Annotated in this window: 13 protein-coding genes and 2 tRNA genes; 10 read left to right on the top strand and 5 right to left on the bottom strand. The window is 63.7% G+C overall.

Annotated features, from left to right (window positions below):
• Positions 1-22 precede the first annotated feature (22 nt).
• The 4 genes from JOE60_RS10965 to JOE60_RS10950 form a co-directional block, all read right to left on the bottom strand.
• Entirely contained in the window at positions 23-2,494 is a 2,472-nt protein-coding gene (locus JOE60_RS10965) for an ABC transporter permease (RefSeq protein ID WP_167262844.1), read from the bottom strand.
• Positions 2,495-2,497: 3 nt separating this feature from the next.
• Positions 2,498-3,292, bottom strand: a complete 795-nt coding sequence (locus JOE60_RS10960) for an ABC transporter ATP-binding protein (protein WP_167262842.1) — start codon at positions 3,290-3,292, stop codon at positions 2,498-2,500.
• Positions 3,293-3,432: 140 nt separating this feature from the next.
• On the bottom strand, positions 3,433-4,146 hold the full coding sequence (locus tag JOE60_RS10955; protein ID WP_167262840.1) for a response regulator: 714 nt from the start codon (positions 4,144-4,146) through the stop codon (positions 3,433-3,435).
• A gap of 2 nt (positions 4,147-4,148) precedes the next feature.
• A complete protein-coding gene (locus JOE60_RS10950; protein ID WP_167262838.1) occupies positions 4,149-5,333 on the bottom strand; it encodes a sensor histidine kinase in 1,185 nt (394 codons plus the stop codon).
• Between the two features lie 123 nt (positions 5,334-5,456).
• On the opposite strand from JOE60_RS10950, the gene JOE60_RS10945 reads away from it, so the two are divergent.
• From JOE60_RS10945 to JOE60_RS10900, 10 genes are all read left to right on the top strand, one after another.
• Positions 5,457-6,509 carry a 3-isopropylmalate dehydrogenase gene (locus tag JOE60_RS10945; protein ID WP_167262836.1) on the top strand — a complete coding sequence of 351 codons (1,053 nt, stop codon included), beginning with the start codon at positions 5,457-5,459 and terminating at the stop codon, positions 6,507-6,509.
• A 119-nt stretch (positions 6,510-6,628) separates the two neighbouring features.
• Positions 6,629-7,741, top strand: coding sequence for a branched-chain amino acid aminotransferase (locus tag JOE60_RS10940; protein WP_167262834.1), 1,113 nt, complete (start codon positions 6,629-6,631; stop codon positions 7,739-7,741).
• A gap of 208 nt (positions 7,742-7,949) precedes the next feature.
• Positions 7,950-8,765 carry an MBL fold metallo-hydrolase gene (locus JOE60_RS10935; protein ID WP_239528851.1) on the top strand — a complete coding sequence of 272 codons (816 nt, stop codon included), beginning with the start codon at positions 7,950-7,952 and terminating at the stop codon, positions 8,763-8,765.
• Positions 8,766-8,818: 53 nt separating this feature from the next.
• Entirely contained in the window at positions 8,819-9,595 is a 777-nt protein-coding gene (locus tag JOE60_RS10930; protein WP_167262832.1) for a fumarylacetoacetate hydrolase family protein, read from the top strand.
• A 49-nt stretch (positions 9,596-9,644) separates the two neighbouring features.
• On the top strand, positions 9,645-11,156 hold the full coding sequence (gene gltX / locus JOE60_RS10925) for a glutamate--tRNA ligase (protein ID WP_167262830.1): 1,512 nt from the start codon (positions 9,645-9,647) through the stop codon (positions 11,154-11,156).
• A gap of 13 nt (positions 11,157-11,169) precedes the next feature.
• Entirely contained in the window at positions 11,170-11,898 is a 729-nt protein-coding gene (locus JOE60_RS10920) for an HAD family hydrolase (RefSeq protein ID WP_167262828.1), read from the top strand.
• Between the two features lie 137 nt (positions 11,899-12,035).
• A tRNA-Gln gene (locus JOE60_RS10915) sits at positions 12,036-12,107 on the top strand.
• Positions 12,108-12,232: 125 nt separating this feature from the next.
• Positions 12,233-12,305: transfer RNA gene (locus JOE60_RS10910), tRNA-Glu, on the top strand.
• Between the two features lie 119 nt (positions 12,306-12,424).
• Positions 12,425-14,206 (top strand): dynamin family protein, encoded by a 1,782-nt coding sequence (locus tag JOE60_RS10905; RefSeq protein ID WP_167262826.1) that lies wholly within the window; start codon positions 12,425-12,427, stop codon positions 14,204-14,206.
• Complete coding sequence (locus JOE60_RS10900) at positions 14,203-15,822, top strand: GTPase (RefSeq protein WP_167262824.1); 1,620 nt, start codon at positions 14,203-14,205, stop codon at positions 15,820-15,822. Before JOE60_RS10905 ends, JOE60_RS10900 begins: the two co-directional genes overlap by 4 nt.
• Here the strand turns inward: JOE60_RS10900 and JOE60_RS10895 are convergent.
• A complete protein-coding gene (locus tag JOE60_RS10895; RefSeq protein ID WP_167262823.1) occupies positions 15,819-16,355 on the bottom strand; it encodes a DUF1697 domain-containing protein in 537 nt (178 codons plus the stop codon). The two genes, JOE60_RS10900 and JOE60_RS10895, sit on opposite strands and share 4 nt — an antisense overlap.
• Between the last annotated feature and the right edge of the window lies 1 nt (position 16,356).

Below are 16,356 nucleotides of genomic sequence, written 5' to 3'. Positions count from 1 at the left end.
GGTGGGAGGGCGTTGTGCGTTCTCAGGCGGTGGCCAAACCCTCCACCGGTGACAAGCGTGCAGCGCGCCGGGCCGGGAGGACGGAGGCCAGCAGACCCGCCATGACCGCCACAGCAAGGACGGCCAGCAACTGCAGCCACGGCACGGAGGGCGTCACCGTCGCTACGCCGCCGAGGGCTGACTGGGCCCCCATCCAACCGTAGACAGCACCCAGGCCGGCGCCCAGGACTGCCGCCACCCCGGCCACCAGCACGGCTTCGATCGCCAACATGCCCCGGAGCTGTCCCTTGGTGAGCCCCAGGGCGCGCAACAACGAGTTCTCCCGGGTTCGCTCAAAAACCGACAGGGACAGGGTATTGGCAACGCCGATCAGGGCAATCACCACGGCGATGGCGAGCAGCCCCGTGACCACCAGCAAGAGCACATCGATAATGCTGTTGAAGGTAACCCGTTCAATGGCTGCGCCACTGACAGTCCGTTCCTGCACGCCGAGGGCCGCGGCAACCTCCTTCTGGATGCCTTGAACCTGTTCAGTGGAGACGGCGTCGCCCAACTTCACCCAGACCATGGCCGGGGTCCCCGCCAGAGCCGCGGACGGGAGGCTTGAAGACTCCACGAAGGCCGGCACATTCCGCGTGCGGAGCACCTTTGACTCAAGCTGAACGGAACCTGCCGCCGTGGCCACATCAGTGGGTCCGGCAGGGGAGTCCTCCGGCAAGTAGACAATTCCCTTGGCCGGACGGATGCTGTTGTCCCGCAGGACCGCCGCCGCGTCGGCCCCGGACAGCGCATACACTGTACGGCCCGGGCCGGAGCTGTCGGGATCGGCCAAGGTAGCCACCGGCTGCAACAAGGTGGCAGAGCTGACGCCGTTCAGTCTTTTGATCTTCTCCACCGCCTGGCGCGGGTCGACCGAACCTCCATCCACGGCAGTTGGTGCCGAGAGGTCCACCGGGTAGTTTTCGGCCAGGGCGCCATTGAACGCCTGGCGTGACGTGGCGGCGCCCGTCATCATCATGGACACCAGGGTGACACCTATGAGCAAGGCGGCTGCTGTTGCCGAGGTCCTGGCAGGGTTCCGTGTGGCATTGACCGCAGCCAGTTTTCCGGGCACCCCCGCGGGTGCGGCGAGCTTGCCTGCCAGGGCCACCACTCCGGGAATGAACAAGGTGGAGCAGACCAACAGCCCCACAAAGGAGAGGGCGCCGCCCACCAGGGCCACAGGGAGGGAGACATTCATGCTGCCATATGCCAGCAGCGCTGTTCCGCCCACCACAGCCATCAAGCCAAGCACCAGCCGGACTTTGCCCCTGCGGTTGCGGACCGTAGCGTCGTCACTGGGCCGCAGCGCGGCAAGAGGGGCGACGGCGGTGGCCGCCTTGGCGGGGATCAGTGCGGCCAGAATGGTCAGCCCTGTACCGGCCACCAATCCCCAGATAATGGCCGACGGCGGGACGGCCAGTGTTGCGAAAGCCTGCTCCGGCTGGGACCTTGCCCAGGCGATGAGGCCGGTCATCAGGGCCGTGGCAGCCAGGACACCCAGCACGGAAGAGATGAATCCCACCACCAGTGCCTCCAGCATCACGGAGCCGCGAATTTGGGAACGCCCGGCTCCCAGGCATCGCAGAAGCGCCAGTTCCCTGGTCCGTTGAGCCACCAACACGGAGAAAGTGTTGGCCACCACCAGGGTGGACACCAGGATTGCAATGCCGGCAAAAGCCAGCAGCACAAGGGTCAGTTGATCCTGCCCCGCACTCAGCGTGGCAACGGTGGAAGTGACCTTCTCCTGGGCTGTTTCCAGGACCGGTGCGGTTGCACCGGCAGCCTCCATTCGGTGGAGGATGTAGTCCTTGGCCGCCTGAACGTCCTCGCCGGGCTTCAATGAGAACTGGACCCCGGAATAGCCCGAACCTGCATCCTGGACCGCATTCAGGACCGGTGCATCGGCAATGAACTGCGCCGCGGAGGAAGAAAAGGGATCGTTGGTGGATGTGAGCAAACCCGTGATGGTCACTTTGGCGTTCTTGACGGGCCCGGCACCGTGGAGCTCAAGGACGCTCCCCACACCGAGGCCAAGGTGCTCCGCTGTCTTGACGTCGAGCACAGCTTCCGAAGCTCCGGACGGCATCTTCCCTGAGGAGAGGGCGGACGCCTCGAGGGGTGCTGGCGCGGCATTGCGCAGGCGGCCAAACTGCTCGCCGCCCCCGGCCTGGAACGTCACACAGGTGGAGCGCTCGGCGTAGCTCTGCTCCACAGCGGGGGAGCCGGCCGCGGCATCCACCACTGATGGGGTGAAGGGTTCGCCGTTTCCGGGCGTCGCCACCAGGTCAGCGTTCCGGTAGGCCTCGCCGATGCTGGCCCCCAAGGAGGCCGTGGTGCTGGCGCCCACCATAAGGGTGGCTGAAAGGAACATCACGGACAACATGACAGCCAGCCCGATGGCAACAAATCGCCGGAAGTGGGTTGTCAGTTGGGACCATGCAACACGCAGCATGCCTCACGCCCCCAGTTTGCCAAGGGCCGTGAGCACGGAATCGGCCGTCGGTTGGTGGATTTCGCCCACCAGGCCGCCGTCGCTCATCAGCACCACACGGTCCGCGTAACTGGCTGCCACGGGATCGTGGGTGACCATGATGATGGTCTGGCCCATCTCCCTGCTGCTTCGTCGCAGGAGGGCGAGAACCTCACCTCCGGCTTTCGAGTCCAGGTTCCCCGTGGGTTCATCGCCGAACACCACATCAGGCCGGGTCAGCAACGCGCGCGCCACGGCTACACGCTGCTGCTGGCCACCCGAAAGCTCATGGGGACGGTGCTTCAGGCGATCCTTCAGCCCCAGTGTGCTGACAACGGTATCCAGCCATCCGGCGTCGGCGGTGGTTCCCGCCAAGGCCAGCGGCAGGGTGATGTTCTGCTCGGCTGTCAGCGTGGGGACCAGGTTGAAGGCCTGGAACACAAAGCCGATCCGTTCTCTTCTCAAGGCAGTGAGCTGCTTGTCATTGAGGCCCGTGAGTTCCGTACCGCCCAGGACGATGCGTCCGGAGTCGGCACTGTCCAAGCCCGCCAGGCAATGCATCAGCGTGGATTTGCCGGAACCGGAAGGACCCATGATGGCAGTGAATTTTCCGGCCTCGAAACCCACCGACACGTTGTTCAGTGCGGTGACACGGGTGTCAGCGCGGCCATAGCTCTTGGTCAATTCGAAGGCCTCCACAGCGGGAAGCGCCGGATCATGGGGTGTGCCGGAGACAGGGTGGCTGCCCGACGGGTGCGGAGAGGGCGTGAATGTTGTCATGACTCCACGCTAGGCAGCGGAGGTGTGCCGCCGCATCGGGCCGCAGGTCCATTGCCGGGAAAGCGTGCTCATACCCTGGTCTGATGGTCGTGGGCAGCCGGTATGACAGATGCTGTCTGGTGCTGCTGTCTGGTGCTTCGCTATGTGCCGGGGGAGACAACGCCGGTCTCGTAGGCAATGACCACCACTTGGACCCGGTCCCGGGCACCCAGCTTGGCGAGGATATGGCCCACATGGGTTTTCACCGTTGCTTCCGAGAGGAAAAGCCCTGCAGCGATTTCCGGATTCGATTGGCCTTGGGCGATCAACCGGAAGACTTCGTGTTCCCGGGCGGTAAGCCGTTCCACCGCTTCCGCGTGGAGGCTCTGTTCGGGGGTTTGCGTCCGGAGGAGCGGGGCCACGTGGTCCAGGAGGCGGCGCGTTGTGGACGGTGCTATCACGGCATCTCCGCGGTACACCGTCCGTATGGCCTCAAGGAGTTCTTCGGGCGGGGCATCTTTCAGAAGGAAACCGCTGGCCCCGGCTTGGATGGCCGCCAAAGCATACTCGTCCAGGTCGAACGTGGTCAGCACCACGATCTTGATCGCTGCCCGTTGGGAGCCTTCGGGTTCCGAGGCCGCCTGTTCCAGGATGCGGCGGGTTGCTTCGATGCCGTCCATGCCCGGCATGCGGACGTCCATCAGCACCACATCCGCGGCGGTGGCATTGAGGGCCTGGACAGCTTCCATTCCGTTGGCGGCCTCGGCCACCACCTCAAGATCCGGCTGCGAGTTGATGAGCATGCCGAAGCCCGAGCGGACAAGGTGCTGGTCATCCACCAGGGCAACGCGGATGGGTGATGGGAATTCTGGCATGCTCAGGCCTCCGAATAGGGGATGAATGCTGATACGCGGAAGCCGCCGCCGTGTTCCGGTCCCGCGGCCAAGGAACCATCGTAGAGGGAAACGCGCTCTTCCATTCCCCGCAGGCCGTTGCCCCCTCCAACCGCAGGCGGATCAGCGGCGGCGCCCCGGCCGTCGTCGTCAATCACTATCTGCAGCCCCCGCTGCTGCCACGTCAGCGTCACTGCAGCCGTCGCTTTTGGTCCGGCGTGCTTCATCACGTTGGTCAGTGCCTCCTGGATGATGCGGTAGGCCGTCAGTTCCGCGCCGGCAGGAAGCGGGCGCCGCGGATCGCCGCTTTGCTCGAAGGACACGTTCAAAGTGGCGGCGCGGAATCCCAGGAGGAGCTCGTCCAGGTCAGACAACCTGGGCTGCGGCCGGGTGGTGGAGTCGTTGTCCGACCGCAGGACGCCCAGCAACCGTCGCATCTCGCCCAGGGAAGACCGGCCTGTGGATGCGATGGTCGCCAGTGCCTCGGTGGCGAGTTCCGGGTTGGCCGCGGCGGCGTAGCGTCCGCCGTCGGCCTGCGTGATGATGACGGAGAGGGAATGCGCCACAATGTCGTGCATTTCCCGGGCGATGTGGGATCGCTCGTCGGCCGCAGCGAGTTGCCGTTCCTGCATCTGCTCCACTTCGAGCCTCCTGGTGCGGTCCTCCAGGGCCTGCAGCTGAAGTCGTCGGACACGGGTGAGGTCTCCGAGTGTCCAGCTCACCAAGACCAGCATCCAGATCAATACCGTATACAGGGTGCCGATGGTCAGGCCCAGAATGCCCGACTCTGCTGTGGAGGAGAAGTCCCGGGCGGTGAGCATGACCCCGCCCACCAGCCCTGCAAGAAGGACTGTGCGGCTGGCCCAAGCCGGGCCATAGGCAGCGGTTGCGTAGATCACCAGCGGTACAGCGATCTGTCCCGCCACCGGTTCGGCGCCGAACGCCCACTGGATAAGGCAAACCAGGATGACGACGCCGGCCGCCGTCACCGGGCGGGTACGTCGCCATGCCAGGGGGAGCAGGAGCCCGCACGACAGGAGGAACAGATACGGGTGGCCGGCCAGGAGGTAGACAGGACCAAAGAGGAGAATCAGCAGGCACGTGGCCGTCAGGTCTACCTTGAAGCGGTTGATCCGGAACCATTCGTATAACTTGTGCCTGCTGTCCACAGTAAGACTCTATGCGTTCCCGAGGACCAGGGGATCATGCCCAGGTCTGATCCTTGGGCAGCGGCTCGTTCGCAGAGTGAGACGATTTTGACCAACATGTGGATTCCTTGGCTAGATAGAACCATGAGTGCACCGTCCATCAACCTCGCTGTCATCCCCGGCGACGGCATCGGCCCCGAAGTAATTGCCGAAGCCGTCAAGGTCCTCGAAAAAGCTGTAGCTGCGGAGGGCGTCACCCTTGACCAGACGCACTACAAGCTCGGCGCCCAGCACTGGCTGGAAACCGGCGAAACTTTGCCGGACGAGGTTCTGGCGGATCTCCGCACCCGCGACGCCATTCTGTTCGGAGCCGTTGGAGCTGCACCAGGCGACACCCGGATCCCCTCGGGCATTATTGAACGCGAGATGCTGCTCAAGCTCCGTTTCAGCCTGGACCACTACGTTAACCTGCGCCCGTCCCGTTTGTACGGAACTGTCGGCAGCCCCTTGGCCAACCCCGGCGACATTGATTTCATCGTGGTCCGCGAAGGCACCGAGGGTCCCTACGTGGGCAACGGCGGAACCCTGCGGGGAGGCACCCCGCAGGAAGTGGCTACAGAGGTTTCCTTGAACACTGCCCACGGTGTGGAGCGCGTGGTCCGTGATGCCTTCCGCCGCGCCAGTGAGCGTCCCAGGAAGCACGTGACGCTGGTCCACAAACACAATGTCCTGGTTTTCGCCGGCCATCTCTGGAAGCGCACCGTGGAAGCCGTGGCGCAGGAATTCCCCGACGTCACGCACGATTACCTGCACATTGATGCGGCCACCATCTTCATGGTCACCAACCCTTCCCGCTTTGACGTCATTGTCACGGACAACCTCTTCGGTGACATCCTGACCGACCTCGCTGCGGCCGTTACCGGTGGCATCGGCCTGGCAGCGTCAGGCAACATCAACATGGACCGCACAGCACCGTCCATGTTCGAACCAGTTCACGGCTCTGCCCCGGATATTGCCGGCCAGCAGATTGCCGACCCCACCGCCGCCATCCTCTCGGCAGTGCTTCTCCTGGACCACCTTGGGTACCCCACGGCGGCCCGCAAGATCGAGGCGGCAGTGATCGCCGACGTCGAAAGCCGCACCGGCCAGCCACGCAGCACACGTGCGATCGGCGACGCCATCGCGGCCGCACTTTAGGCCCAAAACTCAGGCGTAAGCTTGTGATGAATTATTTACCTGCTTCCCTGGTCCATCGCTGAACCGCACCCCTCGGGGAAACCGGTTCGCCGTGCCAGGTGGCTGATTGTGGAGGAATCATGACTCAGACTGCCCACGGCGTCGAATTCAGCCAGCAGCACTCGGAAACCCCGAAGTCTGCTGAGGAGCGTGCAGCCATCCTGGCCAACCCGGGATTTGGCGACTACTTCACCGACCACACCGCGGTTGTCGACTACAAGGTCGACGCTGATGGCAACGGCGGTTGGCAGAACGCACGCATTGAGCCTTACGGACCCATCACCCTGGATCCTTCTGCCGCTGTGCTGCACTACGGCCAAGAGATTTTTGAGGGACTCAAGGCGTACCGCCACGCAGACGGTTCCGTATGGACCTTCCGTCCGGAGGCCAACGCGGCACGGCTGAATAAGTCCGCCCGCCGCCTGGCACTGCCTGAACTGCCCGAAGAGTACTTCCTCGGCGCGATCCGGGAACTGGTACAAGCAGACCAGGAATGGGTACCCTCAGGCGACGGCGAAGCCCTCTACCTGCGCCCGTTCATGATTGCCACGGAAGCATTCCTCGGCGTTCGCGCAGCACGCGAAGTCTCCTTCCGCGTCATCGCCTCACCCGCAGGAAACTACTTCGGCGGCGAGCTCAAGCCCGTCTCCATCTGGATCTCCCGTGAGTACGCCCGCGCCGGCCGTGGTGGCACGGGTGCGGCCAAGTGCGGCGGAAACTACGCTGCCTCCCTGATCGCGCAGCAGGAGGCCGAAGCGAACGGCTGCAAGCAGGTTCTTTTCCTCGACCACTTCAACGACGACGCCGTGGAAGAACTCGGCGGCATGAACGTCTTCTTCGTCATGAAGGACGGCTCGCTGGTGACTCCGGCGCTCAGTGGCACCATCCTCGAGGGCGTTACCCGCATGTCCGTCATCCAGGTGGCCAAGGACATGGGCCGGGAAGTTGTCGAGCGCAAAATCACCCTGGATGAGTGGCGCGACGGCGTTGCTTCCGGCGACATCGCCGAGGTGTTTGCTTGCGGTACCGCGGCAGTCATCACGCCGATCGGTGTCCTGAAGGACGAAACCGAGTTCATCGGTGCCGAGGACGCCAAGGCCGGAGAAACCACCATGGCCATCCGCGAGCAGCTTCTGGGGATCCAGACCGGCAAGGTCCAGGACACCCACGGCTGGCTGACCCGCCTGGTCTGATCGGCACCATCCAAAGACGCCGACGGCGGTTCTTCCCTCTCGCTGGAGACGGAAGGACCGCCGTTCTGCATCCCCCGTTGCTCTCTCACTTCCCGCTGGTTTTTTTGGGTTGCTCTCTCACTTCCCGCTGGAACCGCCGTTGGCAAGTGATAGAGGGATGTTGGATTGGGGGTGGGATGTGAGAGAGGGGCGATTGGGGGAAGATGGAATGGTGACTTCAGAATCGATGGCGACTCCCGGCACCCCACTCACGGACGGGTCCTCCCTGCAACGCGGCAGCGACTTGACCCGCTTCCGGCTCGCACCCAATCCCGGGCCCATGAGCCTTGACGGAACCAATTCCTACGTGATCGCAGCCCCGGGTTCCTCCCGGGTGGCAGTGGTGGATCCGGGGCCGGCTGACGAAGGGCACCTTGCTGCCCTTGCCTCGGCGGGAGATGTGGAGGTTGTGCTGATCACCCACCGCCACGCCGACCATACGGAAGCCTCGGCGCGATTCCACGAACTGACCGGGGCTCCGGTACGGGCGGCAGCACCCGACCATTGCCATGGCGGCGAACCCCTGATTGATGGGGAAATCATCCGGGCCGGAGGCGTGGACATCTACGTGCTGGCAACTCCGGGCCACACCTCCGACTCCGTATGCTTCCACCTGCCTGGCGACGGCCCCGCTGGATCAGTTCTCACCGGGGATACCATCCTGGGCCGCGGGACCACGGTGCTGGATTACCCGGACGGCAGGCTGGGGGATTATCTGGCCAGTCTGGACCGCTTGGAGGCTTTGGGTCCCGCAACCCTCCTTCCGGCCCACGGGCCCGTCCTGCCCGCCTTGGACGAAAAATGCCGCGAATACAGGGCGCACCGTGAGCAGCGCCTGGGCCAGATCCGTTCTGCCCTGGAAACCGTGGGCGGGAACGCCACCATCGAGGAAGTCACCGACGTGGTGTACGCCGACGTCGACCCGTCCGTCAGGTGGGCGGCTGAAACGTCGGTAGCCGCCCAGCTGGATTACCTCCGCAGCTGAATCCCGCATCTGCTGTCACAGGGGAGTTCAAGGGGGACGGTAGGCTTGGGATCATGCGTATCGCCCGGTTTGTAGTAGATTCTGATCCCCTTTACGGCGTTGTTGAAGGCGAGCCCGGCAGTGAGGAGATCACTGTCATCAACGGTGACCCGTTCTTCAATGGCGTGGAACGTACCCACGTCAAGCACAAGCTGGAGGACGTCCGGCTGCTGGCTCCGATCATTCCCCGCAGCAAGGTGATCGGCGTTGGCCGGAATTTCGCCGAGCACGCTGCCGAGCTGGGCAATGAGGTGCCCCAGCAGCCTTTGCTGTTCCTGAAGCCGAACACCTCCGTGATCGGCCCCAACGATCCGATCATCCTGCCCGAGTTCTCCGACGAGGTCTCCTTCGAGGCCGAGCTGTGCGTCGTGATCGGACGTATCTGCAAGGACGTTCCCGAAGAGCGCGCGGACGACGTAATTTTTGGTTACACCTGTGGCAACGACCTCACAGCCCGCGACGTCCAGAAGACGGACCTGCAGTGGGCGCGTGCCAAGGGCTTCGACACCTCCGCGCCGCTGGGTCCGTGGATTGAGACGGAGCTTGACCACGAGGACGTGAGCATCCAGGGCCGGCTCAACGGTGAACTCCGCCAGGACGGCAGCACCAACCAGATGATCCGCGGTGTCCGCGAGCTCGTCTCGATTGTTTCCCGTGCCTTCACCTTGCTCCCCGGTGACGTCATCATGACCGGCACGCCCGCAGGCGTTGGCTTGGTCAGCGAAGGCGATCGGTTCGAGGTAGAGATCGAGGGCATCGGCCGACTCTCCAATCCGGTGGTCCGCCGCTAGGGCGTCCCAGGAATCAGGGCGGTCATCTCGCGGTAAAGTTGGAACCACTATGACTACTGCTCCCGCGTCGAATACTGCCATTCCAGCCGTCAACGCTGACACTCCTGTCCGCGTCCGCTTCTGCCCGTCGCCTACAGGTACGCCCCACGTCGGCCTGATCCGCACCGCCTTGTTCAACTGGGCCTACGCGCGCCACACCGGCGGAAAACTGGTATTCCGGATCGAGGACACGGACTCTGCCCGTGACAGCGAGGAGAGCTACCACCAGTTGCTCGATGCCTTGAAGTGGCTGGGCATCAACTGGGATGAAGGCGTGGAAGTCGGCGGACCGCATGAGCCGTACCGCCAGTCGCAGCGCGGCGCGATCTACCAGGATGTCATTGCCAAGCTCAAAGCCGGCGGCCATGTCTATGAGTCGTACTCCACCCCGGACGAGATCGAAGCCCGCCACAGGGCAGCCGGCCGCGATCCCAAACTGGGTTACGACGGCTTCGACCGCCACCTGACGGATGAGCAGCTGGACCAGTTCAAGGCCGAAGGCCGGGAGGCCGTCCTGCGTCTCCGTATGCCGGACGAGGACCTCACTTTCAACGACCTGGTCCGTGGCGAGATCACGTTCAAGGCCGGTTCGGTACCTGACTTTGCGGTGGTCCGGGCCAACGGAGCGCCCCTGTACACCCTGGTCAACCCGGTGGATGACGCCTTGATGGGAATCACGCACGTGCTGCGTGGCGAGGACCTACTGAGCTCCACGCCGCGGCAGATCGCCCTGTACCGCGCACTCCACGCCATTGGCGTGGCCGAGTACATGCCGGAGTTCGGCCACCTGCCGTACGTCATGGGTCAGGGCAACAAGAAGCTCTCCAAGCGCGATCCCGAGTCCAGCCTTTTCCTCCACCGCGAGCGTGGGTTCATTCCGGAGGGCCTGCTGAATTACCTGTCCCTGCTGGGCTGGTCCCTCAGCGCTGACGAGGATATCTTCACGGTGGAGCAACTCGTAGCCAATTTCGACATCCACGATGTCCTGGGTAACCCTGCACGTTTCGACCTCAAGAAGGCCGAAGCCATCAACGGAACGCATGTCCGCATGCTCGAGCCGGAAGATTTCAAGCAGCGGTTGGTGCCGTACCTCCGCGCTGCCGGTTTCGTGGGGGAGATCCTCACGCCAAGGCAGGAGGAAATCCTTGCCGAAGCAGCACCGCTGGTACAGGAGCGCATCACGTTGTTGGGTGAAGCGCCGGAAATGCTGGCTTTCCTCTTCAAAGCCGACGATGCCATCGATGTCGCGGACGATGCCCGCAAGGGTCTTCCTGCCAACATTGAGGAAGTGCTCGACGCTGCCTTGGCTGCCCTGGAGCCTTTGGCGGATTGGAACGCCGAGTCCATTCAGGCTGCACTGAAGCAGGCCCTTGTTGAGGACCTGGGGATCAAGCCGCGGGCTGCCTTCGGTCCCGTAAGGACTGCCATTTCCGGACGCAGGATTTCCCCGCCGTTGTTTGAGTCCATGGTGATTCTGGGCAAGGATTCCTCTTTGGCCCGCGTCCGCACTTTCCGCGGCTAGGAACGGAACGGTCATGGTTGTTGATACTTCCTTTGGCGCCATCAATGGTGTCTTGTTCGATATTGACGACACGTTGGTGGACCTGGAGTACGCCATGACCACAGCGCTGCGTGAGGTCAGCGAACATCTCCTGCCCGGCCTGGACCAGGCCGGGTGGGTGAAGTTCGGCCGGATCTTTACCCACGAAACAACGCACTTCTACGACCGATATCTGGCTGGCGAGTTGACGTTCAATGAGCAACGGCTGCTCCGCGGCCGGGCGGCCCTGGGGCACTTCGGCGTCGATCTTGACGAGGGCGACGAATCCCAGGCCTGGGTGGCCGACTACCACCAGCGCCAAACGGCATACGTCAGGGCCTTTGAGGACGTGGCACCTGTGCTGGATGCCCTGGACGCTGCCGGAGTTCACTATGGAGCCGTGAGCAACAACGTCCATGACTACCAGAGGGCCAAACTGGACAGCGCCGGCCTCTCGCGCATCAAGGTGCTGGTGGGTACGGACACGATCGGCGCGGCCAAACCTGATCCCGCCATCTACCTCGAAGGTGTTCGGTTGCTGGGAACCCAGCCCGGAGAGACGCTGTATGTGGGGGACAACCGGCTGCTGGATGCTGACGGCGCTACGGCCGCCGGATTGGTGGGTGTGTGGCTCAACCGCAGCAACGAAGCAGTGGAAGGGTTCGGCGGGCGCCAGGTATCGTCCTTGCTAGATTTGATGGCAACGTCACCATCAGTAGCCTGAGCTCCATGTGATGCAGGTAACTGCCGGACGATTTGTGCAGGTGGCAAGACTCCGGTAGAGTCATTACTCGTGCTGAGGGGCACGGAGGGAAAAGCCAAGAGTTACAGAGGCTGGGAACTCCGGTCCGAAAGTCACTTTGGGATATGGTGTAATTGGCAACACTACGGTTTCTGGTACCGTCATTCTAGGTTCGAGTCCTGGTATCCCAGCTCTGAAAATCCGCGTAATGACGCGGAACTTCGGAAGTTCCAAACAGCGAAAGCGATTTGGAGCATAGCTGAAAGTATGAAATACTCATTCAGCTTGATCGCCGGAAACGGCGAAAAAAGTGCAAGGCCCCATCGTATAGCGGCCTAGTACGCTGCCCTCTCACGGCGGTAACGCGGGTTCGAATCCCGCTGGGGTCACAGAAAAATCCCCCGGAACTTTGGTTCCGGGGGATTTCTTTTTGCCCATTTCCATCCTTTTTCCAGAAAGCCGTGCCATACGGTCCGGGCAATCGGAACAGGGCTGGCATGATGATGCTGTGACCGCAAAAGATGAGCCCCCGGCATTCGCCGCAGCGCCAGACCCAAGGGGAGTGGCCGCCGCCGTCGACACCCTGGAGGGCGCGCGTGCCGCACTCGCGGAGACAACCCTTCCCCTCGCCGTGCAGGACGCTCCAGAAGCCCGCTTGTGGGTCCGTGAGTCACTTGCGCAACTGGATGACTACATCATTCCCCGCTATCGCAGCCTGGACGCTCCCTTGCTTGCGGTAGTTGGTGGTTCCACCGGTGCCGGGAAGTCCACGCTGGTCAACGCTTTGGTGGGCTTCCCCGTAACCCGTGCCGGCGCCATCAGGCCCACCACCCGGCAGCCCATTCTTCTGCACAACCCCCGTGACGAACAATGGTTTGCCGGCCACAGGATTCTGCCCAATCTGGAAAGAATCCGCGGGACGGTGTCCTCCCAGCCGGTCCCGGCCAACAGGGCGGGTGCGGCTCCGGACGCGCAGGCCATCACCTCCTTGGTGCTGGTGGGGCATGACCGGGTTCCGGCGGGAATCGCTTTGTTGGACGCCCCGGACGTCGATTCCATCTCTGACGACAACCGCCGGCTTGCAGGCCAGTTGTTGGCGGCCGCGGATCTTTGGGTCTTTGTCACCACCGCAAACCGCTACGCCGACGCCGTTCCTTGGCGGCTGCTTCTTGATGCGGCTTCACGGGACATCACCGTAGCTGTGGTTCTGGACAGGGTCCCGCCGGAGGCAGAAGCGGAGGTCAGCCAGGACCTGCGGGGCATGTTGCAGCGCCAGGGTCTTTCCCAGGCAGCGCTGTTTGTTGTTCCCGAAACCGGTCTTGATGCCCTGGGCATGCTGCCCCGCGATGCGGCGGTACCCCTTCGGACGTGGTTGGAGACCTTGGCTGCGGACTCGACGGGCCGGGCGGAAGTTGCCAGACGCACCTTGAATGGAGCGGTCAAAGCCGTTGCCCAGAGGTTGGAGGGGATCGCAGATGCTACGGCGGCCCAGGAGGCTGCTGCCCGGGATCTGGGGTCTTCCAGCAGGGAGGAGTACCAGCAAGCGCTCCAGAGGATTCTTGACGCCACCAGGGACGGGGCCCTCCTGCGAGGGGAAGTCTTGTCGCGTTGGCAGGACTTCGTGGGCACCGGGGAGTTCTTCCGGGCACTGGAGCAGAACATCGGACGCATGCGGGATCGTCTGGGCGCCTATTTCCGTGGCGAACCTGCGCCCGCGGTCAAAGTGGAAACGGCCATTGAAACGGGTCTGCAGGCCGTCATCGTGGACGAAGCCGCTACGGCTGCAGAGAACGTGGACAGGCGGTGGCGCGCCACCCCTGCGGGGCGGCAACTCCTGGGCCCGGACGACCTTTCCGGAACCAGTGAGGGCTTCGAGGCCAGGGCCGCAGCAGCCATCCGGTCCTGGCAGGAAGGCCTCATGGAAATGATCCGCACCCAGGGGCAAGGCAAACGGACCCAGGCCAGGTGGCTTTCCTTTGGGGTCAACGGACTGGGTGCCGCGCTCATGGTGGTGGTGTTTTCGATGACGGCCGGGCTCACTGGCCTGGAGGTGGGGATCGCCGGGGGTACGGCGGTAGTGGGGCAGCGATTGTTAGAAGCGGTGTTTGGTGAGGACGCGGTCCGCCGCTTGGCGCAGCAGGCCCGCGAGGATCTCCATACGCACTGCAAACTCCTCCTTGAAGGGGAGGAACAGCGGTTCCTGGCCCGTCTGGAGGCAGGATCTCCCAGCACCGGAAACCAGCTCGCCGCCCATGCCAAGGCCCTCCGCAGCTTGGCGGGTGCTGCATGAGCCGCCACAGCCAGGTCAGGGAGTCTTCGCAGCTTCAGCGCCGCCTGGAATCGCTCAACTCGGCCAGGGAGCTTGCAGAGGGCGTGCTCCCGGACGAAGACCTGCTCAACGTTTACGATGTCTTGGAACGTGCGGCATCGCGGCGCTCCTTGTCGGCCGGACACACGGTGATTGGCTTTTTCGGCGCCACCGGCAGCGGCAAGTCGTCGTTGTTCAACGCGGTTTCCGGAAGCGAACTGGCCACTACTGCGGCACGCCGGCCCACCACCTCCGCGCCTTTGGCGGGCATCTGGGGCGAGCCTGGAAGCGGTCCCCTCCTGGACTGGTTGGGCGTACTCGAGCGCCACAATCTTCCCGCAGTCCCCGGGCTCGCGGATGATGACTCCGGCTTGGTCCTGCTGGATTTGCCGGACTTCGATTCCACCCGGGCGGAAAACCGGGAAATCGTGCAACGGCTGGTTGGCATGGTGGACGTGCTGGTGTGGGTCATGGATCCGCAGAAATACGCGGACGCTGCTGTCCACAATGACTTCCTGGAGCCCCTGGCATCCCATGGAGCCGTGACATTGGTTGTCCTCAATCAGGTGGACAGGCTCACAGCGGACGACGCGGCGGGGGTCCTCGAGTCCCTGAAGGGGATATTGGCGCAGGACGGATTGGGCAAGGTTCCGGTGTTCAGCGCCTCTGCTGTCACCGGTGACGGCGTCACGGAGGTTCGTGGGGCGATCCGGAAGGTCGTGATTCAGCGGGAGGCCGCCACGCAACGCCTGGCGGCGGATGTGGCCGCTGCTGCCGACCGCTTGAGCGCGGTATCCGGTGAGGGGGAGGCGCGAGGGATCAAAGCGGGCAGTACCTCACGGCTTGCCGGTGAATTGGCGACGGCGGCAAACGTGCCTGTTGTTGTGGATGCCGTCCAGCGATCTTTCGCCAGGGAGTCGGCACGCAGAACCGGGTGGCCGGTGACCCGCTGGCTGCTTCGCTTCAGGCCGGACCCCCTCAGGAGGCTCAACCTGGGACGCAGTGACGCGAAGCCTGACGTGAACAGGACATCCTTGCCGCCTGCGGGAGCGCCCGAACGTGCAAGGACCGACGCCGCAGTGCGCGAGTTCGCGGACGAGGCGTCCTTGGGTGCGCCCGGGCCCTGGCGGGCTGCAATCCGCGCAGCAGCCAGGGAAGGACGGGAGCAATTGCCCGACGCCCTGGACCAGGCGATTGCGAATGTTGACTTGAAAACCACCCGGCGTCCTTTGTGGTGGTTCCTTTTCAATACCGTCCAGTGGCTTGCTTTGCTGTTGGCGGTGGGCGGCCTGCTGTGGCTGGGTGTCCTGGCGGCCCTGGGGTATTTCCAACTGCCGGTCCCCGAGGTTCCGCGGACTGAGGGCTGGCCCTGGCCGACGCTGATGGTGGCTGGCGGGGTATTGCTGGGCATTCTTTTGGCCATGACCGGGAGGGTTCTGGGCGGTTGGGCTGCCAGGGCAAAAGCTTCGGCTGCGTCCAGGCGCTTGAAGTCGGCAGTGGCAGAGGTCGCCCGGGAGAGGATCGTGGAGCCCGTGGAAGTGGAGATTGCCCGGCTGAAGGCCTTCACCGCAGCTTTGAAAGCTGCGCGCCAGCGCTAAAGGGCGGCAGCGGCATCCCGGACTTTGATAAGCGTACGAAGGTTCCGGGTGGTGGTGCTCGCCTTATACCGGGTTTTGGCTGTGAGCTTGCTGAAGGGACTGTCCAGGGTGCCTCCGGCGGGCGCCAACCATGCCAGCGCTTCCGGGCCAAGCCGGATTTGTTCAACGGTGCCGAGGTCCTGGCCCGCCTTGAACAATTCGTCCAGCATCCCGGCGTCGGAGGACAACGTCACGTAGCTGTGGGTGGATTTGTCATCCGCAGGGTAGGGGCATGCCTCCACCAGCCCGGCCACCCGGGGCGCGGAAAGAACCACCACCCATGCGTCATATCCGAAGGAATCCCTGAGGCACTTCTCGAACTGCGCCTTGACGTCCTGCGGGGGAAGGTCGGCCTGCAGGACCACGTTGCCGCTGGCCAGGAGCGTCTTGACCTTCTCGAAGGGGTAACCGACCAGGGCGGCTTTGAGGTCGGCCATTTTGATGTTGATCCCGCCCACATTGATTCCGCGGAGGAATACGGCGTAGGAATCCACG

This window comes from Paenarthrobacter ilicis, assembly GCF_016907545.1.
GTDB lineage: Bacteria > Actinomycetota > Actinomycetes > Actinomycetales > Micrococcaceae > Arthrobacter > Arthrobacter ilicis.
Note: the sequence above shows the minus strand (reverse complement) of the source record. Positions and strands in the feature narration are given on the sequence as shown.